This window comes from Achromobacter sp. MYb9, from assembly GCF_002975275.1.
GTDB lineage: Bacteria > Pseudomonadota > Gammaproteobacteria > Burkholderiales > Burkholderiaceae_B > Achromobacter.
This window is the reverse complement of record NZ_PCOQ01000009.1, coordinates 138,407-161,592: the sequence shown is the minus strand read 5'-3', so window position 1 is coordinate 161,592 and position 23,186 is coordinate 138,407. Positions and strand designations below refer to the sequence as shown.

General features: G+C 65.9%; 19 protein-coding genes. 12 read left to right on the top strand and 7 right to left on the bottom strand.

The features are described from left to right. The first annotated feature begins 9 nt into the window (after positions 1–9). Genes CQ050_RS15600 through CQ050_RS15590 form a run of 3 tightly spaced genes read left to right on the top strand, consistent with a single transcriptional unit; the run spans position 10 to position 3,838 of the window. A complete protein-coding gene (locus CQ050_RS15600; RefSeq protein ID WP_105557732.1) occupies positions 10–1,770 on the top strand; it encodes a bifunctional protein-serine/threonine kinase/phosphatase in 1,761 nt (586 codons plus the stop codon). Positions 1,771–1,788: 18 nt separating this feature from the next. Continuing rightward, positions 1,789–2,562, top strand: a complete 774-nt coding sequence (gene cobA / locus CQ050_RS15595) for a uroporphyrinogen-III C-methyltransferase (RefSeq protein ID WP_105557731.1) — start codon at positions 1,789–1,791, stop codon at positions 2,560–2,562. Positions 2,563–2,575: 13 nt separating this feature from the next. Continuing rightward, positions 2,576–3,838, top strand: coding sequence for a nitrate- and nitrite sensing domain-containing protein (locus tag CQ050_RS15590; protein WP_105557730.1), 1,263 nt, complete (start codon positions 2,576–2,578; stop codon positions 3,836–3,838). Between the two features lie 9 nt (positions 3,839–3,847). Here the strand turns inward: CQ050_RS15590 and CQ050_RS15585 are convergent, their stop codons facing one another. From CQ050_RS15585 to CQ050_RS15575, 3 genes are all read right to left on the bottom strand, one after another. Beyond that, positions 3,848–5,392 (bottom strand): MFS transporter, encoded by a 1,545-nt coding sequence (locus CQ050_RS15585; RefSeq protein ID WP_105557798.1) that lies wholly within the window; start codon positions 5,390–5,392, stop codon positions 3,848–3,850. Positions 5,393–5,479: 87 nt separating this feature from the next. After that, a complete protein-coding gene (locus tag CQ050_RS15580; protein WP_105557729.1) occupies positions 5,480–5,935 on the bottom strand; it encodes a MarR family winged helix-turn-helix transcriptional regulator in 456 nt (151 codons plus the stop codon). 143 nt (positions 5,936–6,078) lie between these two features. Beyond that, positions 6,079–7,140, bottom strand: a complete 1,062-nt coding sequence (locus CQ050_RS15575) for a LacI family DNA-binding transcriptional regulator (RefSeq protein WP_105557728.1) — start codon at positions 7,138–7,140, stop codon at positions 6,079–6,081. A 112-nt stretch (positions 7,141–7,252) separates the two neighbouring features. Here CQ050_RS15575 and CQ050_RS15570 point away from each other — a divergent pair, with 112 nt between their 5' ends. The 6 genes from CQ050_RS15570 (at position 7,253) to CQ050_RS15545 (ending at position 13,954) form a co-directional block, all read left to right on the top strand. Beyond that, entirely contained in the window at positions 7,253–8,275 is a 1,023-nt protein-coding gene (locus CQ050_RS15570; protein WP_105557727.1) for a TRAP transporter substrate-binding protein, read from the top strand. Positions 8,276–8,284: 9 nt separating this feature from the next. Further along, positions 8,285–10,165: a TRAP transporter large permease subunit gene (locus CQ050_RS15565; RefSeq protein ID WP_105557726.1), complete on the top strand. Its 1,881-nt coding sequence runs from the start codon at positions 8,285–8,287 to the stop codon at positions 10,163–10,165. A gap of 73 nt (positions 10,166–10,238) precedes the next feature. Continuing rightward, positions 10,239–10,778, top strand: a complete 540-nt coding sequence (locus tag CQ050_RS15560; protein WP_088591170.1) for a VOC family protein — start codon at positions 10,239–10,241, stop codon at positions 10,776–10,778. Between the two features lie 37 nt (positions 10,779–10,815). Further along, positions 10,816–12,093, top strand: coding sequence for a ribulose-bisphosphate carboxylase large subunit family protein (locus CQ050_RS15555; protein ID WP_105557797.1), 1,278 nt, complete (start codon positions 10,816–10,818; stop codon positions 12,091–12,093). Beyond that, positions 12,090–13,439 (top strand): four-carbon acid sugar kinase family protein, encoded by a 1,350-nt coding sequence (locus CQ050_RS15550; RefSeq protein WP_105557725.1) that lies wholly within the window; start codon positions 12,090–12,092, stop codon positions 13,437–13,439. Before CQ050_RS15555 ends, CQ050_RS15550 begins: the two co-directional genes overlap by 4 nt. 77 nt (positions 13,440–13,516) lie before the next feature. Next, a complete protein-coding gene (locus tag CQ050_RS15545; protein ID WP_105557724.1) occupies positions 13,517–13,954 on the top strand; it encodes a TonB family protein in 438 nt (145 codons plus the stop codon). 62 nt (positions 13,955–14,016) lie between these two features. On the opposite strand, the gene CQ050_RS15540 is transcribed toward CQ050_RS15545, so the two are convergent. The 4 genes from CQ050_RS15540 to CQ050_RS15525 all read right to left on the bottom strand — a co-directional run bounded on the left by CQ050_RS15540 (position 14,017) and on the right by CQ050_RS15525 (position 19,670). Then, a complete protein-coding gene (locus CQ050_RS15540) occupies positions 14,017–16,506 on the bottom strand; it encodes a DNA internalization-related competence protein ComEC/Rec2 (protein ID WP_105557723.1) in 2,490 nt (829 codons plus the stop codon). 214 nt (positions 16,507–16,720) lie between these two features. Next, positions 16,721–17,422 (bottom strand): RraA family protein, encoded by a 702-nt coding sequence (locus CQ050_RS15535; protein ID WP_105557722.1) that lies wholly within the window; start codon positions 17,420–17,422, stop codon positions 16,721–16,723. Between the two features lie 31 nt (positions 17,423–17,453). Further along, positions 17,454–18,434, bottom strand: coding sequence for a tripartite tricarboxylate transporter substrate binding protein (locus tag CQ050_RS15530; RefSeq protein WP_105557721.1), 981 nt, complete (start codon positions 18,432–18,434; stop codon positions 17,454–17,456). 36 nt (positions 18,435–18,470) lie between these two features. Further along, a complete protein-coding gene (locus tag CQ050_RS15525; RefSeq protein ID WP_199196827.1) occupies positions 18,471–19,670 on the bottom strand; it encodes a pyridoxal phosphate-dependent aminotransferase in 1,200 nt (399 codons plus the stop codon). A gap of 139 nt (positions 19,671–19,809) precedes the next feature. Between CQ050_RS15525 and CQ050_RS15520 the strand changes: the two genes are divergently transcribed. The 3 genes from CQ050_RS15520 to CQ050_RS15510 all read left to right on the top strand — a co-directional run bounded on the left by CQ050_RS15520 (position 19,810) and on the right by CQ050_RS15510 (position 23,059). Continuing rightward, on the top strand, positions 19,810–20,739 hold the full coding sequence (locus CQ050_RS15520; RefSeq protein ID WP_105557719.1) for a LysR family transcriptional regulator: 930 nt from the start codon (positions 19,810–19,812) through the stop codon (positions 20,737–20,739). A gap of 306 nt (positions 20,740–21,045) precedes the next feature. Beyond that, entirely contained in the window at positions 21,046–21,912 is an 867-nt protein-coding gene (locus tag CQ050_RS15515; protein ID WP_105557718.1) for an RNA ligase family protein, read from the top strand. A 10-nt stretch (positions 21,913–21,922) separates the two neighbouring features. Continuing rightward, on the top strand, positions 21,923–23,059 hold the full coding sequence (locus CQ050_RS15510) for an AAA family ATPase (RefSeq protein WP_105557717.1): 1,137 nt from the start codon (positions 21,923–21,925) through the stop codon (positions 23,057–23,059). The last annotated feature ends 127 nt before the right edge of the window (positions 23,060–23,186 follow it).

The following is a 23,186-nucleotide window of genomic DNA, read 5'->3' as shown; positions in this document are numbered from 1 at the left end:
CGCAAGCGGATGCCGACCTTGACGGAACGTCAGCCCGCCTCCTCCTTGCAGGTCGCGGTGGGCCAGCACACCGAGCCGGGCCGCAAGCCGGTCAACCAGGACTTCCACGGCCTGTGCGTGCCCGCCGAACCGCTGCTGGGCGCCAAGGGCATCGCCATTGCGCTGGCCGACGGCATCAGCAGCAGCAACGTCAGCCACATTGCCAGCGAAACCGCGGTGGCCAGTTTCCTGGAGGACTATTACTGCACGCCCGAAACGTGGTCGGTGAAGAAATCCGCGCACAAGGTGTTAAGCGCCGCCAACGGCTGGCTGCACGCGCAGACGCGCCAGCGGCAGCATCCCGACCAGCCCCGCGACGCCGACCGGGGCTATGTCTGCACCATGACCGTGATGGTGCTGAAAGCCACGACCGCCCACATCCTGCACATCGGCGACGCGCGCATCTATCGGCTGCGCGGCGGCAAGATGGAGCAACTGACCGACGACCATCGCGTCTGGATATCGCAGGACAAGAGCTATCTGGGGCGCGCCCTGGGCCTGGCGCCGCACCTGGAGGTGGACTACCACACGCAGCCGGTCGAACAGGGCGACGTGTTCCTGCTGGCCACCGACGGCGCGTATGAACACCTGGGCGCGGCCGACGTGGCGCGGGCCCTGGACGCGCATCCAGACACGCTGGACCAGGCGGCGCGCAGCCTGGTCCAGTTGGCGTATGAACGCGGCAGCGACGACAACCTGACCGTGCAGATCGTCCGGATCGACGCGCTGCCGCCGCGCCGCGCCGACGAGATCGCCCGCTACAGCCGCCACCTGCCCTGCCCGCCCCTGTTGACCGCCGGCATGACGTTCGAAGGGTTCCACGTCCAGGAGGAATTGCGCGCCAGCCACCGCAGCCACGTGTATCTGGCCCGCGACATCGCCAGCGGCGAACCCGTCGTGCTGAAGATCCCGTCGCTGGACATGCGGCACGACCCCGCCTACCTGGAACGGCTGTTGACCGAGGAATGGATTGCCCGCCGCATCGACAGCCGCCACGTCGTGCGCGCCTGGCCGATGCCGCGCCCCCGCCATTACCTGTACACCGTCAGCGAGCACATCCCGGGACGTACCCTGACACGCTGGATGGCCGAGCATCCCCGGCCCACGCTGGAGGAGGCGGTCGCGATCATCGAACAGGTCGCGCGCGGCCTGCAGGCCTTCCACCGGCTGGAAATCGTGCACCAGGACCTGCGCCCGGACAACATCCTGATCACGGAAGACGGCCGGGCGAAGATCATCGACCTGGGTTCCGCCCAAACGGCCGGTCTGCTGGACCGCGCGGCGCAGGAAGACGACGCGCCCCCCATGCTGGGCACGGCGCAATACGCCGCGCCCGAGACTTTCCTGGGCGAAGCCGGCACCGTGCGCTCGGACCTGTATTCGTTGGCGGCAGTGCTCTACCAGATGCTGTCGGGCCGCCTGCCCTATGGCGCCGAGGTCGCGCGGGCCCGCAGCCGCGCCGCGCAACTGCGGCTGAATTATGTATCGGTGCTGGATGCCGAGCGCGAGCTGCCCGCCTGGATCGACGGCGTGCTTAGCCCTGCGCTGCACCCGGACCCCGCCGCGCGCACGGCCGAGCTGTCCGAGTTCACCCATGCGCTGCGCCATCCGCCCGATGCAGCGCGCCGCGGCGAACGCCTGCCGCTGCTGGAACGCAATCCCGTCGCGTTCTGGAAAGGCCTGTGCCTGGTCCAGTTCGTCGTCATCCTTATCCTTTCCATCACTCTTTGAAACCTGGAGCGTGCCGTTATGAATCCCACCGTGTGGCTGATCGGCGCCGGCCCCGGCGACCCGGAGCTGCTGACGCTCAAAGCCGTCAAGGCGCTAAACCAGGCTGATGTCGTCCTGATCGACGACCTGGTCAATCCGCAAGTGCTGGACTATTGCGCGCAGGCCCGTCTTGTGCGTGTCGGCAAGCGCGGCGGTTGCCGTTCCACGCCACAGGCATTCATCCAGCGGCTGATGTTGCGATACGCCCGCCAAGGCCTGCGGGTGGCACGCCTGAAAGGCGGAGACCCGTGCATCTTCGGCCGCGCGGGCGAAGAGGCCCAATGGCTCAGCGACCACGGCGTGGCCTGTGAAGTCGTGAACGGCATCACCGCGGGGCTGGCGGCCGCCACCGCCTGCGGCATTCCCTTGACGCAACGCGGCATGGCCCAGGGCGTTACACTGATCACCGCCCATTCCCAGGACGGCACGGTGCCCGACTGGACGGGGCTTGCGCGCAGCGGCACGACGCTGGTGGTCTATATGGGAGTGGCGAAACTGCACGACATGAGCAGCCAATTACTGGCGGCCGGCATGGCCGCCGACACCCCCGTCGCGATGATCGAGCGCGCATCCCTGACCGACCAGCGCGAATGCCGTTCCACGCTTGCCGCCATGACGCGCGATGCCGACGCCTTCCGCTTGCGCAGCCCGGCCGTGCTGGTCATCGGCCAGGTCGCCGCCTGCCAGATGTTCGGCGCCAGCGACGCGCGCTTGCCGGCGCTTGCCGAGCCGGCCCTGCGCCGGCACGCCTGAATCCAGGACTCCGATGGCCGAACGCCGCCTGCCGCCGCCATTGCGCTTCCTACTCGCCGCCCGTCGCAGCGAACTCCAGGGCCTGGAGGCCTTGTCGGGCACCTGCGAATTGGTGGTGCGCGTCAGCGCGCTGGTGCACGCGCTGCAAAAAGAACGGGGCTACTCCAACCTGACGCTGTGCAGCCCGCAAGACCGCCTGCAACCGGCCCTGGCCGGGCTGAGCCAGGACGCCGTCGGCGTCGAAGCGCAAGCGCGTCAATTCCTGGACACCCACGCCACCGATTCCAGCCACGGCGCAAGCCGCGCGCGCCTGCTCAATTGCATCGCTTTTGCGCTGTTCCGCCTGGACGAGCTGCCCGCGCTGCGCCGACAGGTCCGCGACCAATCCGTATCCGCCGACGAGACCGATTCGCGCTTCACGCAGGTGATCGGCAGCCTGCTGGCGGTGGTCTTCGAAGCGGCCGATTCCGCGCTGGATCCCGGCGTCACCCGCATCCTGGTGGCGCTGCTGAATTTCATGCAGGGCAAGGAACTGAGCGGCCAGGAACGCGCCTGTGGCGTGATGGGGTACACGGCCGGCTTCTTCACCGACGTGCAAAAGGCCCGCATGCTGGGCCTTGCGGCCAACCAGCGGCGCAGCTTCGACACTTATTCCCAATATGCGGAAGGCGCAGCGCTGCAATGCTGGGAACGGATCCAGCAACAGGGTCAGCCGGTGCAACGCATGCGCGACATGGCGCAGCACACTTCCAGCGCGCAACGCGTCGACGGCGCCCTGGCCGAACTGTGGTTCGACCTGTACACCGCGCGCATCGACGCCATGCGCGAAGTCGAAAGCCTGCTGGCCCAGGCGCTGGCGCAGCAATGCGCCCGCCGCATCGCCGAGACCCGCCAAGAGCTGGACGACCGCCGCCTGCTTTTAAGCCGCTATGCCGACCATGCCAGCGGCCGCGCGCCCAGCATGCTGTACAGCGTGCAAAGCCGCATCGTGGATACGCCGCCCGCGGATGGCGTGGGCAGTGAATTGGAACGGTCGATCCTCGACATGATGCGCGAACAGACCCTGCGCATGCAGCGGACCGACGACGCCTTGAACACCGTGCGCGGCGCGCTGGACGAGAAAAAGCGCATCGACCGCGCCAAGCTGCTGCTGATCAGCCAATACGGTCTGACTGAACAGGCCGCGCACGAACGCCTGCAACGCGCCGCCATGGATGGCGGGCTGTCGCTGTCGGATGTCGCGCGCCAGGTGATCGTTCAGCTGGGCGGAAATTAACCCGTCGCGCTACCGGAACACCCGTTGCCTCAAGCTGACCAGGGCGCCGGCCGCGGCCAAGACGGCCAGCACGCGGAAATGGTCCAGATTCGCCAGCAACACGGATTGCTGATCCAGCATTTGCGAGATCTGCGCCACCGCCATCTGCTGCGCCCGCACCGGATCCGCCACCGCAGCGTACACACTGCTTAGCTGCGCCTTGGCCGCTTCGAAGTTGGCGTTGCCCGTGGCGATGCTGGCTTGCAGCACGTTGTAGTGTTCAGACGTCAACCACTGCTGACCCACGGTGGCCACCATGATGCCCAGCGCCTGTCCGACTTGCGCCAACATGTTCTTTACCTGCTGGGCGTGCGCGAACAGCGCCGGATCGTGGGCCAAGCCGGCGAAGGTGTTCATGGCCGTGGTGGGCATGATGATCATGATGAATACGCCATAGCAGGCCAGCGCGGGCAACACGTCGCTCCAGGCATCGGCCGTGGGCGAAAGGCGCGACATCAGGACGCCGAACGCCGCCAGCGCCACGAACCCCGTCACGAAGAACTTGCGCGGCGAGGGCCAGCGGGCAAGCAGCTGCGACATCACGGCGAACGTCAGCACGCCCGCCCCCAGGCCCATGGCGAAGAACACGCCCGTATTGGCCCAGGAGTGGCCCAGCGCGCGTTGCAGCATCAACGGCACCAGATAGCCATTGGCGCCCAGCATCAGATAGCAGAACATGAAGAGCGCCAGCCCGCTTACGAACCGCGCCTCTTTCATGCCGCCCAATTTCAGCAGCGGCGCGCCGTTGCGCGTCTCCGCCCAGACGAAGTATCCCAGCGCGACCATGCCGGCCAGCGCGGACAGCACCAGCAGATGACGGTCGCTGAAGAAATCGTAATAGGACCGCTGCAGCGCGTGCAGCAGCAGGAAGCTGCCCAATCCCAGCGCGGCGATCGGCGCCATGCGGGCCTGCCCGGCCACCGTCGCGTGTCCTTCCTTCCCAGGCATCGACAGGGCGACCGGAATCATCGCCAGCACCGACAGCGCGGCGACCAGCCAGAACATCAGCGGCCAGCCATCGTGGTCGACCGCCACCGACGCCACCCACGGCGCCAGCGCCGTTCCCGTGCACAGCCCCGTCGCCAAGGCCTTGATGCCCTGGAACCGCATCGGGCCCGGCGCAATCAGATTCACGCTCAAGCGCGACGACGTCAGCATCGCCGCGCAACCGGTGGCCATCAGGACGCGGCCAAGCAGAAACCCGGTCTCGCCCAGCGACAGCGCGCACACCACCGCGCCCGCCGCCGCCGCGCCCAGCGACGCCAGCAGATAGCGGCGCAATCCCAGGTGATGCACCAGCCAGCCTTGCAGCGCGATCAGCACCACGGCCACGCAGGCGTAGATGACGGCGACGGTGGTGTATTCCTCGGGGCTTGCGCCGATCTCGCCCATGATGGGAGCCGCCGCGAACGTGACCATGCCGTTCTGCAGGAAATCGATGAACGTCAGCGCGCCGATCGTCATCAGCAACGCGGGCGGGACGGGGGAGTGGCTTGGCGCTGGGGCGGGACTCATGGCGGCGGACAACGTAGCGGTTAATATAGGCCCAGGCTGTATATGCCTAGGCAGGTAAATGGATAAAAAAAAGCGGACTGAATAACGTCAGTCCGCCGCGGCGTTCACCAGCAGCCGCGACAACAGCTTGTGCAGCGTCTCGGCATCCTCTTCCGAAAAGCCGGTCAGCAAACGCCGCATGGCGACGTCGATGGCGTCAAGCACCTGAGGCAGCGCGGCCTGGCCCTGTTCGGTCAGCTCGATCAGATAGCTGCGCCGGTCGGCTTCGTTTTCCACCCGGCGGATGAACCCCTTGGCCGCGATGCGGTCCAGAAGACGCGTCATGGCGCCCGAGTCATACGCCAACACGCGGCAAAAGTCGCTAAGGGTGCGGCCCCAGCCCTTTGCCAGGCAATTCAGCACCACGTACTGGGGGGTCGTGAGTTCGAACGGCGCCAACTCGCGTTCCAGGGCGTCATAGATGCTGTTGCGCACGGACGTCACCATGAAGCCGAGTTCACCGGTATGAAAGCGGTCCAGCATGGAAGGTTTGACGCGGGACATAGTCGCCTTGCCGCAACATTTGGGGTCGATTTCCGAAGTTTAACTGCCTAGGCAGCTAAAATGCAAGCGATGCATCAAGGGGATGCGCCACGGGCCACGAGACGACAGGCGACTGCCGCCCATTCACGGCAAGGCATGGCGAACTACGGCAGGTTCTCGCGGAAAATCACCTGGCTGCGCGCCAATTCCACCCCGTTCATCGCGCTGCGCTTATCGCGCAGATTGCAGAAGATGCGCACGCAGCTCATCAGCGCTTCCATCGGGCTTTGCGTGATGACGGCGTCCATCGTGCCGTCGATCAGCAAGGACCGGGTGTCGGGCGTCAGCCCGTGGCCGATGAACACGACGCGGTGCTGCTGGCCCGCTTCTTTCAGCGCGCGCGCCACGCCGTCGGACGCTCCGCCGATGTTATAGATGCCGGCCAGATTGGGATATTGCTCCAGCAACTGGCGCGTCTGCTCGTAGTTGCGCTGCGCGTCGTCGTAGCCTTCGCGCAAGTCCACCACCTGCATGGCCTGGAACTGTTCGGCATACAACTGCAGGAACCCGCTTTCGCGCTCTTCGTGAGCGCGGTAATGGCGCGAACCGGCGATCAGGGCCACATGCGCGGCACGCGAACCGATGAAGCGCGCGATCAGGTAGCCGGCGGTGCGTCCCGCCGCGCGGTTGTCCAGCCCCACATAGGCCGTGCGCGCACTGTTGGCCAGATCGGAAATCAGCGTCACCGTGGGCACGCCCTGTTCCGCCAGCATATTGACGGCTTCGCGCACCACGGGATGCTCAAGCGCCATGAACGCGATGCCGTCCGCGCGCTTGCCGTGCTTGGCCAGCGCTTGCGCCAGCGCATCGGGGTTGAAGCTTTCCACATATTCGATCTGGCACTTGGCGTTCAAGGGCGCGAAGTGCTCGTGCGCGTAGCTGACCGTGTCGCCCAGCATGCGCAGGTAGCGGTTGCTGCCACGCGGCAGCAGGAACACCAGCCGCATGGGCTCGGCCGGGGCTGCGGCGGCCAGTTCCTGTTCCGGCAGATAGTCCAGTTCGATGGCGGCCTTGAAGACCTTTTGCGCGGTGTTGGCGCGCACCCCGGGCCGGCGGTTCAACACGCGGTCGGCCGTGGCGGTGGAGACGCCGGCGCGCGCGGCCACATCGGCCAGGCGGGCAAGCTTACGTTCGGGCAGGGCTCTATTCACATCAAAAACCATCATGAATAAGGTTTGACGATGATACTGCCTATTCACTATTGTCCACACTGCCGCATGGGTTTGGCGTTTTTGTGGCACATCAAAAAACATCATAACTACGATTATGGAGACAACCATGAAGCTGCTGACACGCCGCAGTGCCCTGCGTCGCCTTTGCGCCGTTCCCGCCATGGCCGCCCTGGCCGGCGGATTCCCGCTGATTGCCCGCGCAGCCGACTACACGCTCAAGTATGGCAACAACCTGCCCGTTACCCACCCGCTGAACATCCGCGCCCAGGAAGCCGCCGAACGCATCCTGAAGGAAAGCAACGGCCGCGTCGACATCAAGATCTTCCCGAACAACCAGCTGGGCGGCGACACCGACATGCTGGCGCAAGTGCGCTCGGGCGGCATCGATTTCTTCACGCCGTCCGCGCTTGTGATCGCCACCCTGGTGCCGGTAGCCGCCATCAACGCCGTGGGCTTCGCGTTCAAGGACTACAACCAGGTCTGGGGCGCCATGGACGGCGCGCTGGGTGCGCACGTACGCGCCGCCATCGCGCAGCGCAAGCTCTACGCGTTTGAAAAAATGTGGGACAACGGCTTCCGCCAGACCACCAGCAGCAAGGCGCCCGTGGCATCCGCGTCCGACATGAACGGCTTGAAGATCCGCGTGCCGGTCAGTTCGCTGCCGATCTCCATGTTCAAGGGCCTGGGCGCAGCACCCGCCAGCCTGCAGTTCAGCGAGGTGTATTCGTCGTTGCAGACCAAGGTGGTGGACGCGCAGGAAAACCCGCTGCCCATCATCCAGGTCGCCAAGCTGTATGAAGTGCAGAAGTACTGCTCGCTGACCAACCACATCTGGGACGGCTACTGGTTCATCGCCAACGGCCGCATGTGGGAAGGCTTGCCGGAAGACCTGAAGACCGTCGTTGCCCGCGGCATCAACGAAGCCGGCCTGGCGCAGCGCGAAGACATCAAGAAACTGAACGCCTCGGTGCAATCCGATCTGGAAGCCAAGGGGCTGCTGTTCAATCAGCCGGCCGCCGACAGTTTCCGCGAACAGCTGCGCACCGCGGGCTTCTACAAGGAATGGCAAGGCCGTTTCGGCAACGAAGCCTGGTCGCTGCTGGAACAAAGCGTCGGCAAGCTGGCCTGAGGTCGCGCCATGTCTTCCTTGTCCGCCCCCCACGCCGCGGCCCCGGTGCTGCCGGCCAATCCCCTGCGCCGGGCCGCCAGCGCGCTTGACGGCGCGCTGGGCTGCGTGGTCGAGCACGCGGCCGCCGCCATCGTGCTGATCGAGATCGTTGTGCTGTTCGCCGGCGTCGTCGCGCGCTACGTGTTCCACAGCCCATTGGTCTGGTCCGACGAACTCGCCTCCATCCTGTTCCTGTGGCTGTCCATGCTGGGCGCCGTCGTGGCCCTGCGCCGCGGCGAGCACATGCGGATGACGGCCCTGGTCAACAATGTCAGCCCCACGCGGCGCGCGCAGCTGGAAACCGTGGCGCTGGCCGCGTCGCTGGCCTTCCTGATCCTGATCCTGGCGCCCGCGATTGAATACGCGCACGAAGAGCATTTCATCATCACCCCCGCGCTGGAACTCAGCAACGCATGGCGGGCCTCTGCCATTCCGGTGGGCATGGGGCTGATGGCCGTCGTGGCGGTGCTGCGGCTGCTGCGCACGCAGCCCTTGCCGCAAGTGCTGATGGCGCTGGCCGCCGTGGCCGTGGTGGTCGCCGTGTTCTGGCTGGCACAGCCGCTGTTCAAGGGGCTGGGCAAGCTCAACCTGGTGATTTTCTTCGTTGGCATCGTGGCCGCCACCGTGTTTTCGGGCGTGCCGATCGCGTTTTCGTTCGCCCTGGCGACATTTTCCTATCTGGCGCTGACCACCAACACGCCGATGGAAGTGATGGTCGGCCGGCTGGACGAAGGCATGTCGCACCTGATGCTGCTGGCGGTGCCGCTGTTCATCTTCCTGGGATCGTTGATCGAGATGACCGGCATGGCGCGCGCCATGATCCAGTTCCTGGCGAGCCTGCTGGGCCATGTGCGCGGCGGGCTGTCTTATGTGCTGATCGGCGCCATGTACCTGGTGTCGGGCATCTCGGGGTCGAAGATCGCCGACATGGCGGCCATCGCTCCCGTGCTGTTCCCTGAAATGCAGAAGCGCGGCGCCAAGCCGGGCGATCTGGTGGCGCTGCTGTCGGCCACCGGCGCCCAGACCGAAACCATTCCGCCGTCCATCGTGCTGATCACGATCGGATCGGTCACCGGCGTATCCATCGCCGCGCTGTTCACGGGCGGCCTGCTGCCCGCGGTGGTGCTGGGCCTGGCACTGTGTTCGGTGGTGTGGTGGCGTTACCGCAGGGAAGACCTGAGCCTGGTGCAACGCTTCAGCGCGAAGGAAATCGGCCGCTTCTTCGTGATCGCCCTGCCCGCCGTCGCCCTGCCCTTCGTGATCCGCGCAGCGGTGGTCGAAGGCGTGGCCACGGCCACCGAGGTATCGACCATCGGCATCGTGTATTCCGCCGTCGTCGGCATCCTGGTCTACCGGCGTTTCGACTGGGCCCGCTTGCGGCCCATGTTGATCGAAACGGCCTCGTTGTCGGGCGCCATCATGCTGATCGTGGGCTGCGCCACCGCCATGGCCTGGGCGTTGACGCAGTCGGGATTCTCGGGCGATCTGGCCCGCCTGATGGCCGGCATGCCCGGCGGCAGCTACGGCTTCCTGGCGGTGTCCATCGTCGCCTTCATCATCCTGGGCAGCGTGTTGGAAGGCATTCCCGCCATCGTGCTGTTCGGGCCGCTGCTGTTCCCGATCGCCGTGCAGGCCGGCGTGCATGAAGTCCATTACGCGATGGTTGTGATCTTCGCCATGGGGATCGGCCTGTTCGCGCCACCCTTCGGCGTGGGTTACTACGGCGCCTGCGCCATCAGCCGCGTCGACCCCAACGAGGGCATCGGCCCGATCTGGGGCTACATCGCCGCGCTGCTGGTGGGGCTGATCGTCGTCGCTGCCTTCCCCTGGTTCTCGATCGGTTTCCTATGACGCGACGCGGCAGGCGTCCGCCGCCTGCCGCACGCGCTTCGCCTCTTCCGCCACCTTTTCATAAAGATCCATCATGAGTCGTTTCCTGGGCGAAATCCGCCAACTCGGTTATGTGGTCCACGACATCGAAGCCGCCATGGACTACTGGAGCACCACGCTTGGCGTGGGCCCCTGGTACTACAACCCCCGCGTGCCGATCGTGAATTACCAGTACGACGGCGTCAGCCACGAGCCGCACAATTCGGTGGCATTGGCCAACTCGGGCTTCGTGCAGGTTGAACTGATTCAGACGCGCAACGACGTGCCCTCCATGTACCGCGATTTCCTGCAAGCCGGCCGCACCGGCCTGCAGCACGTGGCCTACTGGACGGAAAGCTACGACGCCGATCTGGAACGCCTGCTGGCCCAGGGCTTCAAGCCCAAGATGAGCGGTGAGGTCGGCGAAAAAGGCCGCTTCATCTACTTCGACACCGAATACCACCCGGGCACCGTGATCGAGCTGTCCGAAGTCGCCGGCCCCAAGGGCCGCCTGTTCGACCTGATCCGCAATAGCGCCACGGACTGGGACGGCAAGGACCCCGTGCGTCCGTTCCCCGATCTGAGCCGCCTCTGAACGCCCCCTGCCCCGACACTGTTTGCCGCCCGCCACCATGAATTCCCAATCGTTTAGCGCCACCTATCTGATCGAAACGCCAATGGATCCCGCCCGGGTCGCCGAGGTGATGGCGGGCGAGCAGTCCTGCGGCACCTTCACCCGCGTCCAGGGCGAAACCGACGAGCTGCGCGCCCGTGCCCGCGCGCGGATCGAATCCGTCGAACTTCTGGACACCGTGACCACGCCCAGCCTGCCAAACGCCTGGCTGGCGCGCCAGCCGGGCGGCATGCCGGGGCAGTACCAGCGGGCCCGCGTCCGCATCGCTTTTCCCGTCGCGAATGTCGGCGCCAACCTGGCCACGCTGGCGGCCACGGTCGGCGGCAATCTGTACGATCTGGGCGAAGTCACCGGGCTACGCCTGGAAAGCATGGAGCTTCCTGCCAACTACCGTGCCCAATTCGACATGCCACGGGTCGGCATCGCCGGCACGCGGCAACTGACGGGCGTGGCCGCCGGGCCGCTGGTGGGAACGATCATCAAGCCCAATGTCGGGCTGTCGCCCGAACAGACCGCGCATCTGGTCGCGCAACTGTGCGCGGCGGGCGTGGACTTCATCAAGGACGACGAAGTCTGCGCCAACCCCACGCACGCCCCGCTGGCGCAGCGCGTCGCCGCCGTCATGGCGGTGGTGCGGGCGCATCGTGAACGGACCGGCCGGCAAGTCATGGTGGCCTTCAACATCAGCGACGAAACCGACGCCATGCGCCGCCACGCCGACCTGATCGAACGCGAAGAAGGCACCTGCGTCATGGCCAGCCTGAACTGGTGCGGCTTCTCGGCGATCCAGACCCTGCGCCGCAGCACGCCGCTGGCCCTGCACGGCCACCGCAACGGCTATGGCGCCCTGTCGCGCGCGCCGCTCTTGGGCATCGGCTTCCAGGCCTACCAGACGCTATGGCGGCTGGCGGGCGTGGACCACATGCACGTGCATGGATTGCAGGGCAAGTTCGCGCAGGACGACCAGGAAGTCGTCGACTCGGCGCGCGACTGCCTGGCTTCGTTGACGCTAGGCATCGACGATCCGGTCATGCCGGCATTCTCGTCCGGCCAATGGGCCGGCACCGTGCCCGCCACGTGGTCCGCGGTGCGCACCGACGACCTGATGTTCATGTCAGGCGGCGGCATCCTTGCCCACCCGGACGGCCCCGCCGCAGGCGTGCAGAGCATCCGCCAGGCCTGGCATGCCGTGCGCGAGGGGCAGTCGCTGGAAGACTTCGCGCGAAACGCACCCGAACTGCAACGCGCCCTGGCCTTCTTCGGAAACCGCGCATGACTGGCGTCGAAGGCGGCGCGTCCGCGCCACGCGTGTGTTGGTATGGCGATGACTTCACGGGCGCCACCGACACGCTGGCCGAAGTGTCCCGCGCCGGCCTGCGCAGCCTGCTGTTTCTGGGCGTGCCCACGCCCGAACAACTGCGCCGCGCCGGTCCGCTGGACGCCTTGGGCATCGCCGGCGCCGCGCGCGCCATGGCGCCGGACCAGATGGAAATCGAGCTGCGCGCCGTCGGCCGCTTCATGGCGGGCACCGGCGCGCGTGTGCTGCACTACAAATGCTGTTCCACCTTTGATAGCGCGCCGCACGTCGGCAGCATCGGCGTGGCCATCCGCGAACTGCGCCGCCACATGCCGAACCCGCTGGTGCCCATCCTGGGCGGGCAGCCGGGAATCGGGCGCTATTGCAGCTTCGCCCAATTGTTCGCCCGCGCGGGCAGCGCGCCCGAGATCCATCGCATCGACCGTCATCCGGTCATGAGCCAGCATCCCGTCACGCCCATGCACGAGGCCGATCTGCGCCTGCATCTGGCGGCCCAGGGCGTGGCCGATATCCGCTCGCTGCCGCACATCGCCTATCCCCGCCTGCGACAGGCCGCCGACGCCCCCGGCGTGGAGGACTGGATCGATGGCGTGATCGAAACGTCCGACGGCCCCGTCCTTTTCGACGTGACCGACGACGAGCAATTGCCCGTCATCGGGCGGTTGATCTGGCGCGCGGCGGCATGCGTGCCGCTACTGGCGGTTGGCCCCAGCAGCGTGCAGCAAGCGTTGGCCCGTGCCCACGCACCCGGCCGCGCGAACGCCCCTTGCACCGCCTTGCCGCCCGCGGCCGGCCCGGTCCTGATCGTGGCGGGCAGCCTGTCGCCGGTCACGGCGCGGCAAATCGCCGCCTGCCAACAGTACACGCGCCAGCCATTGCATGTGCAGCGGCTGCTGGACGACCCCGACTACGCTGCTCAGCAGGTCCGCCTGGCGGCCTCGTCGCTGGCCGACGGGCGCAATGTGCTGGTCCACACGGACCGGCCTGCGCAAGCCGTCACCGCCCAACAGGCCGCGGCCACGGCAAGCGGCACCGCACGGCTCGCGGCAGCGATCGTGGCAGCCAGCGCGCAAGCGGGCAAGCGGCTGTCGCGCATCGGCATCGCGGGCGGCGACACCTCCAGCCAGGCCACGCTGGCGCTGGGGTTGTGGGGCCTGGCATTTCGCAGCGTGCTGGCGCCGGGCGTCACCGTCAGCGTCGCCCGCAGCGACGACCCGGTCATCGACGGCGTCGAACTGATGCTCAAGGGCGGCCAGATGGGCGGCGAGCGGCTGTTCGACGACCTGGCGGCGGGCACGGCATAACGCACGGATGGCGTCGGTTATGCTGCCGGGATTCGTCCGGCAGATAGGCCGACGGCCCCAGCCCAGGAGATTTCCCCATGCATTGGCGGTACCGCGCCTTCCTCATTGCCGCGCTCGTCTTGGGCCTGCCCTTGCCCTTGCTCGCCAACACGCTGAATACGCAGGCCGAATGGCATACCGCCATCCGCCAGCAGCTGCAACGCAACATCGTGGTCCCCCGCGAGATCCATGAGGCCAACGCGGACCTGAACGTCCAGGTGCGCATCGTCGTCCTGCCCACTGGCGCCGTCGAAGGCGTGACGCTGGCCCGGTCTTCAGGCAACGTCGCGGTGGACAAGGCGACCTTGGCCATGATCCGGCGCGCCGGCCGGCTGCCCGCCTTCACGCCAGACATGGCGCCGGACAAGCAAATCGTCATGCTGCCCGTGCGCTATGTCGTCGAGAAAAGCGACATCGCTCCTCCGCCGTCGCCCCCGCCTGCCGTCAAGCAAACCCGCAAGCACGCGCCGGGCTAAACCAAAGCCCGCACGCCCTGACTCGCGTTAGCGGCCTGCCGGGGCAGCGCGGCCCTTTGCACCTAGCGCCCGTGCCAATACCGACGGCCGCGCTCCCGCTGCGACCACACATCCAACCCTTGCGCGGCAGACTCCGCCATCACCGCTCCGTCCCGGTCGCTGCGCCAGAACGCCGCCCCCGCGCGCAACCAGCGTCGCGCGACCGCCGGCGCCGGATGACGAAAGCGGTTCAGGTGACCGGTTTGCGCCACGGCGTGGCTGGCTTGCGTCGTAGCCACCCAATCCCGTCCGGACGACGATGCCGAGCCATGATGCGCCGCCATCACCACATCCGTCGGCGGCACGCCGCGCGCCACCAGCGCGCGCTCCTGCGCCACCCCGATGTCACCGGTCAACAGTAGCGAATGGCTGACGCCCTCCACGCGAAGCACGCAGCTATCGGCATTGCGGTCGGCGACCGCCCCGCTGCCGCCACCGGCCGGATGCAGGAAGGTGAACGTCACGCCGTCAACGTCCCAGGCGTCGTCAGCCTGGCACCGCAGCGTCTCTTGCGGCAAGGCGGGTGGCAAGACGGCCGCGGGGCCGCCGCCGGCTTTTGCTGCACCGGCGGCGCGCGAAGCGGCGCCCAGAGCGGCCCCGCCAGTATCCGGCCACAACCGCGCATCCCGCCGCACAAACGCCGCCACATCGAACGACGCGTAGCTGCGTCGGACCGGCGCCGCCGCCAGCACCGCCCGCGTGCCCCCCACGTGGTCCAGATCGGCATGCGACAACACCAGCACATCCAACGCCCTGATACCCCGCGCCCTTAAGAACGGCGCCACCACGCGTTCGCCGGCATCGCTGCCGCCGTAATGGCGCGGACCGGCATCGAACAGCAATGTCTGGCTAGCCGTTTCCACCAGGATGGCGCTGCCCTGCCCCACATCCAGCGCGCTCATCCGCCAATGGCCGGGGTCCGGCCGGTCAGGCCGCCAGCACAGCAGCGGCAACATGCACACCCACCCCACGTGCCTCGCCGGCCAGCCGCGCACTTGCAGGGCCCACGCCATCCCCGCTAGCGCCAACAGCAGCCAGGGCCACGGCGCGGCCGCCACCGCAAAGCTGGCCCATCCTGCATTGCCCACCCACGCCACCGGCACCATCGTGTAGTCGAACGCCGCCAACCCCAATTGCCCCGCCCAGGCAGCGATGCCGCCCGCGCCCGGCAACACCGACAGGGCCGCGCATAGCAACGCCAGCGGCGTCACGATAAACGTCACCGAAGGAATCGCCACCGCGTTGGCCAGCGGCGACCCCACCGAAACTTGATACACCAGGAAGGCCAGCAAAGGCGTCAACCCCAAGGTGACCAGCAATTGCAAGCGCGTGGCCTGCTCCAGCCTGGCCATCCACCGCCTGCGCCAACCCGCTTCCGCATCAAACGGCGCGTCCGCGATGCGCAGCAGAATCGCCACTGCGCCGAACGACAGCCAGAACCCGGGCGACAACGGCGCCCAGGGATCCAACGCCACCACCCCCGCCGCCGCGCAGGCCAACACCCGGCCCGCCGTCAACGGCAACCGCGACATCGCCGCCGCCAACACCACCGACAACATGAAAAACGTGCGGCGGGCAGGCACGCCCCACCCTGCCAACAAGCAATACAGCAAGGCCACCATCGCCGCCGCCGCCCCGCCCGCCACCCGCGACGGCGCATATTCCGCCAACCCCACACCGCGCCAGCGCGCCCGCCGCCACAGCGCCGCCACCAGCACGCCCGCAATCCCGGCAATCGACGTGACGTGCATGCCGCTGATCGACACCAGATGCGTGATGCCACTGCGGTTGAAGATACGCCAGTCGTCGCGCGCCACACCCGCCTGATCGCCGATGGCCAACGCGATCAGCACGGGCGCATAACGATGGCCGCCCAAGGCCTTGCGCAATCCCTCGCGCACCCGATGCCGGGCGCGTTCAATCCCGATGCCGGGCGACGCCCAGGGCTGATCGTCCAGCAGCCTGGGCTGGCCGCGAACGGTGCCCACGGCGCGCAAGCCGCGCGCGAACATCCGCGCTTCGGCGTCGGGCCCCGCCGGATTCAGCAGGCCATGCGGACGTCTCAACACCAGCGCCATGCGCCACACCTGGCCAGGCAGCAACTGCGGTATGTCCTGCAACGTTCCGCGCTTTGCCCCCGGCGGCGCTTGCCACGTCACCTGGATGCGCGACGGAATGCCGGGCCGGGAAGGTTCCGCCAGCTCGGCAACGAAACGTTGATGCCGGTCGTCTCCGTCCGGCAGTTCAGCCACCCGCATGATCAAGCGCGACACCTGGTCCTGGTGCGCATCCGCCAGGGCGTCGTCCAGCCGATACCCGGCTTGCAGGCTGGCGTTAAGCGTGCCGGCGCACAGGCCCAACACCAGAGCTGAAGCAATACGAACCGCGTCCTGTCGGGAGCGTGACCAGCACACCGAAGCCAGGACGCCCAACCCCACCGTCAGCAACAACAGCATCCGCCCCGGCAGTGCAGGCAGGCATTGCACCCACGCCGCGCCGGCCACGAACGCCAAGCAGAATGAACGACCGGTGATGTCCCTCTCCCAAAGCCTGGAGCGTAGGACGTAGCGGCATGGAACAGGCCAGCGGGTGAACGGATTGGTCCACCTCGGGAAACCGCAAATACGGCTTATCGATAGCGATCAGCCACGTACAGACCGCGATATTGCAGTCCGACACCGTAATCCTCGGTGGCACTTCGGCCCCCGAGCATTCCGTCGCTTGGCCTTAAACCGCCAGGCCTTTCGCCCGCAGCAGCGAATCAAACCGCTCCGGATCGGACGTGCCCGAACGATTTTCTTCACGAATTCTTGCCTCTTTATCCAGATGGCGACGCGTGCGCTGCAACACATCCTTGGCGTATGCGGCAGGAATGGCGATCACGCCGTCCGCATCACCCACGATCACGTCGCCCGGCGCCACGTGCAGGCCGGCGCAGGCGATCGGGATGTTGATCTCACCCGGACCGTCCTTGGTCGGGCCGCGATGGGTATGGCCTTTGGCAAAGAGCGGCATGCCGCCTTCGGCCCACTCGACCACATCGCGCACGGCGCCATCGATGACCAGGCCGGCCAGCCCTTGTGCGATGCAGGTGGTGCGCATCAGCCCGCCAACCAGCGCCTGGGTCAGGTCGCCACCGCCGTCAATGACAAGCACGTCGCCCGGCCGCACCATGGTGAGCGCCTTATGAATCATCAGGTTGTCGCCGGGCCGCACGCGCACCGTAAAGGCGTTGCCACAGAGCACGGTATTGAGGTCCGCGTGATATTGGCGCAATCCGATCGCGCCAATATGACGGCTCATCGCGTCGCCGATAGCGGCGACCGGTAGCGAGGAAAAGGCCGCAATGGTGTCGGCATCCGCGCCCTGCTGGCGCGGATGGATGCCGTAGCCCGCCGGCCACGCGACGGCGGAGGAAGAAGGGTTCATGTTTGAATATTCTCAATGCGGGTCTGGACGATCAAAGTTGAATGTCCGCGTTTTTGACCAGGCCGCCCCACTTGGCGCGGTCTGCCTTCAGGAATGCGGCGAATTGTTCCGGCGTGCTCCCGACCGGCTCGATGCCATCGCGCTGAAAGCGTTCACGTATCTCGGGGTCCGCCAACACCTGCGTGGTGGCCTGCTGCAGCGTTCTCACGGCCTCGGGCGGAATGCCAGGGCCCGCGCACAACCCGGTCCAGGGCGTGGGATTGAAATTCTTCAAGCCGGCCTCGTCCGTCGTGGGAAGGTCTGGCAAGCCACGCAGGCGATGATCGTTCGCAACCGCCAGCGCTTTCAATGCACCGGATTGGATGTAGGGCAGCGAACTGACGGCCTGGTCGAACATCAGCGATACCCGACCGCTGTTCAAGTCGACCATCGCCTGGCCCGCCCCCTTGTACGGCACGTGCACGATATCGATCTTGGCGTTGGCACGCAGCATCTCGCCCGCCAGGTGCGCGGTGGTGCCGTTGCCGGATGACGCGTAGTTGACCTTGCCGGGATTCTCGCGTGCATACTTCAAGAACTCACCCACCGTGGTTACCGGCAGGTCCTTGCTGACCAGCATCAGATAGGGCGTGTTGCCAATCTGCGTGATGGGAGTGATCGTCTCCACATCAAACGGCATGCGTTGGGGCAGGAACGGTTGAATGGACAGCGTGCCCGTGGTGCACATGAACACCGTGTGCCCGTCGGCGGCCGCTTTGATGGCCGCGTCCGCGGCAATGTTGCCCGCGGCGCCGGGCCGGTTCTCGACCACGACGGACTGCTTCAACACCGCTTCCAGCTTGGGAGCCAGCAGCCGCGCGATGATGTCGTTGGATCCGCCCGGGGCAAAACCCACGATCAAACGCACGGGCTTGTTTGGATAATCCGCGGCGTGCGCAAGCGGTGCGCACGCAATCAAGACGGCCGCGACGGTCTGGGTGACGCTTAGCGTCAGTGCTTGTTTTTTGTTCATGGTTTTCCCCTTGTGATTTTTAAACAGTGCGACAGGTCAGGCCAGCTGCGCCCGTGCCTGCGCGATACGACGGCAACCTTCCTCCAGCACGGCGTCGCTGGCGGCAAATGAAATTCGGAAATGCGTGTCAACGCCATAAGCCGAGCCTTGCAGCACCGCCAGGTTCTGCGCATTCAGCAGATGCAGCACCCATTGCTCGCTGTTTTGCAGCTTGCCGCCATCCGGCAAGGTCAAGCCGTACAGGTCGGCACACTTCGGAAAGACGTAGAACGCACCCTCGGGGCTGGCGCAATCAATACCGTCAATGGCGTTCAGGGCCTGGACGATACGGTCCCGTCGCGCCTGGAAACGCTCACGGCTCTGCGTGACGAAATCTTGCGGGCCGGTCAACGCCGCCAATGCCGCCGCCTGGCTCACGGAGCTTGGATTGGACGTGCTTTGCGATTGCAGCTTGGTCATCGCCTTGATCAACGCCGCCGGCGCCCCGGCATAGCCAATTCGCCATCCGGTCATCGCATAAGCCTTCGATACGCCATTCAGCGTCAGCGTGCGATCTTTCAGGTCTGGCGCCACTTGCGCCAGCGTGTAGAACCGCCGGCCGTCATAAAGCAGATGTTCATAAATGTCGTCCGTCAGAATCCAGACGTGCGGGTGCTTGCGCAGGACATCCGCCAGGGCCTGCAAATCGGCTTCAGTGAAATTGGCGCCGCTGGGGTTATTCGGGCCGTTCAGGATCAGCCAACGCGTCTTCCGCGTGATCGCGCGTTCAAGTTCTTCCGCCTGCAAACGGAAGCCGTTTTCCGCGCGCGTGTCGACGATCACCGGCGTGCCATTGGCCAGCAAGGTGATGTCGGGGTAAGACACCCAATACGGCGCGGGCACGATCACTTCGTCGCCGGTATCGACGGTGGCCATGATGGCGTTGAAAATGATCTGCTTGGCGCCAGTGCTGACGATGATCTCGTCCAGCCCGTAATCCAGTCCGTTTTCACGGGCAAACTTGGCGCGGATGGCTTCACGCAACGCAGCCGTGCCGCCCACATCGGTGTAGCGCGTTTGGCCGTCGTTCATGGCACGATAGGCGGCCTCGCGAATGTGTGCCGGCGTATCAAAATCCGGTTCGCCCGACGTCAGGCCGACGATGTCCCTGCCCTGGGCGCGCAGCATGCGGGCATGCTGGCCCGCCATCGAACTGGGTGAAGGCTTGATACGCTGAAGTCTTGCGGCGGTTTGCATGGTCCATCCGGAGTCTATTGAACAGTGGACACATTATGGATACGATCACTTTCCAGGCGGTAGCGACTAATCCGCATACCCCGCCATTCCAGATTGGCATGGGTTCCTGGATCTTCACGGCCCCTCGCTCGCCCTCCCCATGAATCCAACCTTCAAACAACTCGAGGCGTTCTATCACAGCGCCAAGCTGGGTAGCCTGAGCGCCGCCGCGACGACGCTGCACACGACCCAGTCCGCGATCTCCAAGCGAGTCAGCGACCTGGAAGCCGAATTGGGCAAGCGCCTGCTCCATCGCGGCGCCACCGGTATTGTTCTGACCCCCGACGGCGAACGCCTTTTGCCCATGGCCGAAGAGGCGCTGCGGCTGCGGTTGCGCATGGCTGAAGCGGCGGGCGGCTCGGCGCCGCTGGAAGGCAAGGTCCGCATCGGCGTCACCGAACTGACGGCGCTTAGCTGGCTGGGCCTGTTGATCAGCACCGTGGTGAAAGAGTGTCCCGGTTTGACCTTGGAGCCCAGCGTGGCGCCCGGCCTGCAGTTGATTGACCAACTGCGCCAACATGAACTGGATCTGGCCATCGTGCCAGGCACGTACTGGGGCGAGGACTTTCAGCTGATGCCGGTGGGCGTCGTGGAAAACGTCTGGATGGCCAGCCCCGCGCTAGGCGTGCCCGAAGGCCCGCTGAAGCCCATGGACTTTGCGCTGTACCCGTTTCTTGAGCAGTCCCACGATTCCAGCAAAAGCCTGTTCTATCGGCCCTGGCTGGAGGAACACGGGTTCCGATTCAACCGCGTCTTCGCCAGCAACAGCCTGGCCGTGCTGGGCGAACTGACCATCGACGGTTTCGGCATCAGCCAGCTGTGCCCGGCGTATTTCAGGCCGGAACTGGAAGCCGGCCTGCTGAAGATCGTTCACAGCGTCCCCATGCCGCCGCCGATGATCTACAACGCGGTCTTTCACCAGGGCTCGCTCGATACGCGCGCCGAGTACATCGCGCGGCGGGCCGCCGAGGTCTGCGACTTTTCACGCCGTCGCAATGTGCCCGCCAGCGACTTTTCCAGTCGGCCATAAGCGCTTACGCACCCGCGTCATCCCGCGCATTGACAAAACCCTTTCCGGTGTCTTAGGATTCTGCCTCTTCTTTCCCCCCTTTTCATTTGAGTGCAACCGTGTCTGCCATCCGTCACTACGCCTAAACGCCGACGACTACCGCCCTGGTAATCGCGGTCTGCCTGCGCGCCCCGTGCTGCTCGACGCCTGAGTCTTGAGCGCACGCCATGGGGTCCAGGCGCGGTTCCAGGAAGCACACACCCCACTCGCTTTCCTTTCCCGTCCAGACTGCGTCGTCGGCTTTTCCATCACACTGGAGAAGATCCCATGACGCAAGATTTCTGCGCTTACGCGCAATCGCTGGACCTGTTTCGCTATCCCCGCACCCCCCACCTGGAAGGCTCGCGCCTGCAAGACGGCGACGAAGGCCACGACCACGTGCCGTACCGCCAGTTGGCCGGCCTGCACCTGGTCGTCGAGGAAAAGCTCGACGGCGCGAACACTGGCATCAGCTTCAGCCCATCGGGCGAACTGCTGCTGCAATCGCGCGGCCACTACCTGGTGGGCGGCGGCCGCGAACGGCAATTCAGTTTCGTAAAAGCCTGGGCCGCGGCGCACACCGACTGGCTGCTTGACCGCCTGGAGGATCGCTACGTGATGTATGGCGAAACGCTGTCGAAGAAACACTCGGTTTTCTACGACGCCTTGCCGCATCATTTTTTCGAGTTCGATGTCCTGGATCGTCACAGCGGCGACTTCCTGTCCACCCAGGCGCGCCGCGCCTTGCTGGCGGATGGCCCCGTGCTGTCCGTGCCCGTCCTGTATGAAGGCGTGGCGCCGCCCAGGCTTGACACGCTCAAGGCCCTGCTGCGGCCGTCGCTGGCCAAGACCGCAGACTGGCGCAAGGCATTTGAAGCCACCGTGCAGCGAGAAGGCTTGGACCTAGAGCGCGCCTGGAAACAATGCGACAAATCGGACCTGTCGGAAGGCCTGTACGTCAAAGTGGAAGCCGACGGCAGGACGATCGCCCGCTACAAGTGGGTACGGCGAGATTTCGTTCAAGCCATCCTGGATTCGGACAAACACCATTCCGAGCAGCCCTACGTGCCCAACCAGTTGGCGCCCGGCGTTGACCTCTACGCGCCGCGTCTCGCGGTGGACTGGGACACGCTGCGCGGCGCCGCCGGACAATAAGGAATAGATCATGCAATACGAAGCACTGCGGGCACTTACGCCTGCTCCCGGCAAGGCGCCGGATTTCAACGCCTGCCTGGCGGCATTTCCCGCGCTGGAGCTGGCCAAGACCACGCCGCAAGACCCGCGCTATCACGGCGAGGGCGATGTCTGGACCCATACGAAAATGGTGATGGAAGCGCTGCTGGCATTGCCGCAATACCACGCGGCGGATCGGGCCGACCAGGAAATCGTATTTCTTGCCGCGCTGCTGCACGACATCGCCAAGCACAGCACGACCGTCATCGATCCGGTCACCGGCGCCATCGGCCAGCCCGGCCACTCCCGCAAGGGCGCCATCGACGCGCGTATTGCGCTGTGGGATGCGGGCGTGCCCTTTGCCGTGCGCGAGGCCGTGTGCAGGTTGATCGCGGTCCATCAGGTGCCGTTCTTCGCACTAGAGGGCTCGCGCCGCGGCAAGACGCCCGAGTTCATCGTGCGTGAACTGTCCTGGCAGGTCGACATTCCATTGCTGGCCATGCTGGCCGAAGCCGACATGCGTGGACGCATCTGCCCGGACGGTCAGCGCGTGCTGGACAACATCGCGCTGTTCTGCGAACTGGCGCGCGACGAACGGTGCTTTGGTCAGCCACGCGCCTTCGCCGATGCCCATACCGCGGTCAGCTATTTTCGCGGCGCCGACGTGCATCCCGACTACCCGTTGTTCCAGGAACGTGGATCGCGGGTGATTGTGATGTCCGGACTGCCCGCGTCGGGCAAGAACACCTGGGTAACCCGGCATCATCCCGAGCTGCCGGTGATTTCGTTCGACGATGCGCGCGAAGAACTGGGCCTGCGCCACGGCAAGAACGAAGGCATGGTGGCGCACCTGGCTATCGACCGAGCCCGCGAACTGCTGCGGCGCAAGGCGCCCTTCGTCTGGAACGCCACCCACCTTAGCGAGCTGATGCGCAAGAAAACGCTGGATTTGCTGTATTCCTATCATGCCCAAGTCGAACTGGTCTATCTGGAACAGCCGCGCACCGAGCTGCTGCGCCGAAACACCCGGCGCGACACATCGCTATCGAACAAGACGTTGACCGGCATGCTGCACCGGTGGGACCTGCCACTGCCGACCGAGGCGCATCGGGTCACGTATGCGGTGTGATGCGACGCGCCTGCTCTCGAATCTGCACCTTTAAACCGGCCATCCGTCCCCCGCCCGGTGGATTCGCGCGGAATTTCGGCGTAGAGTCTTCCTTTCCCTATCGATCTGAACGCGTTTTTCCGCAGAA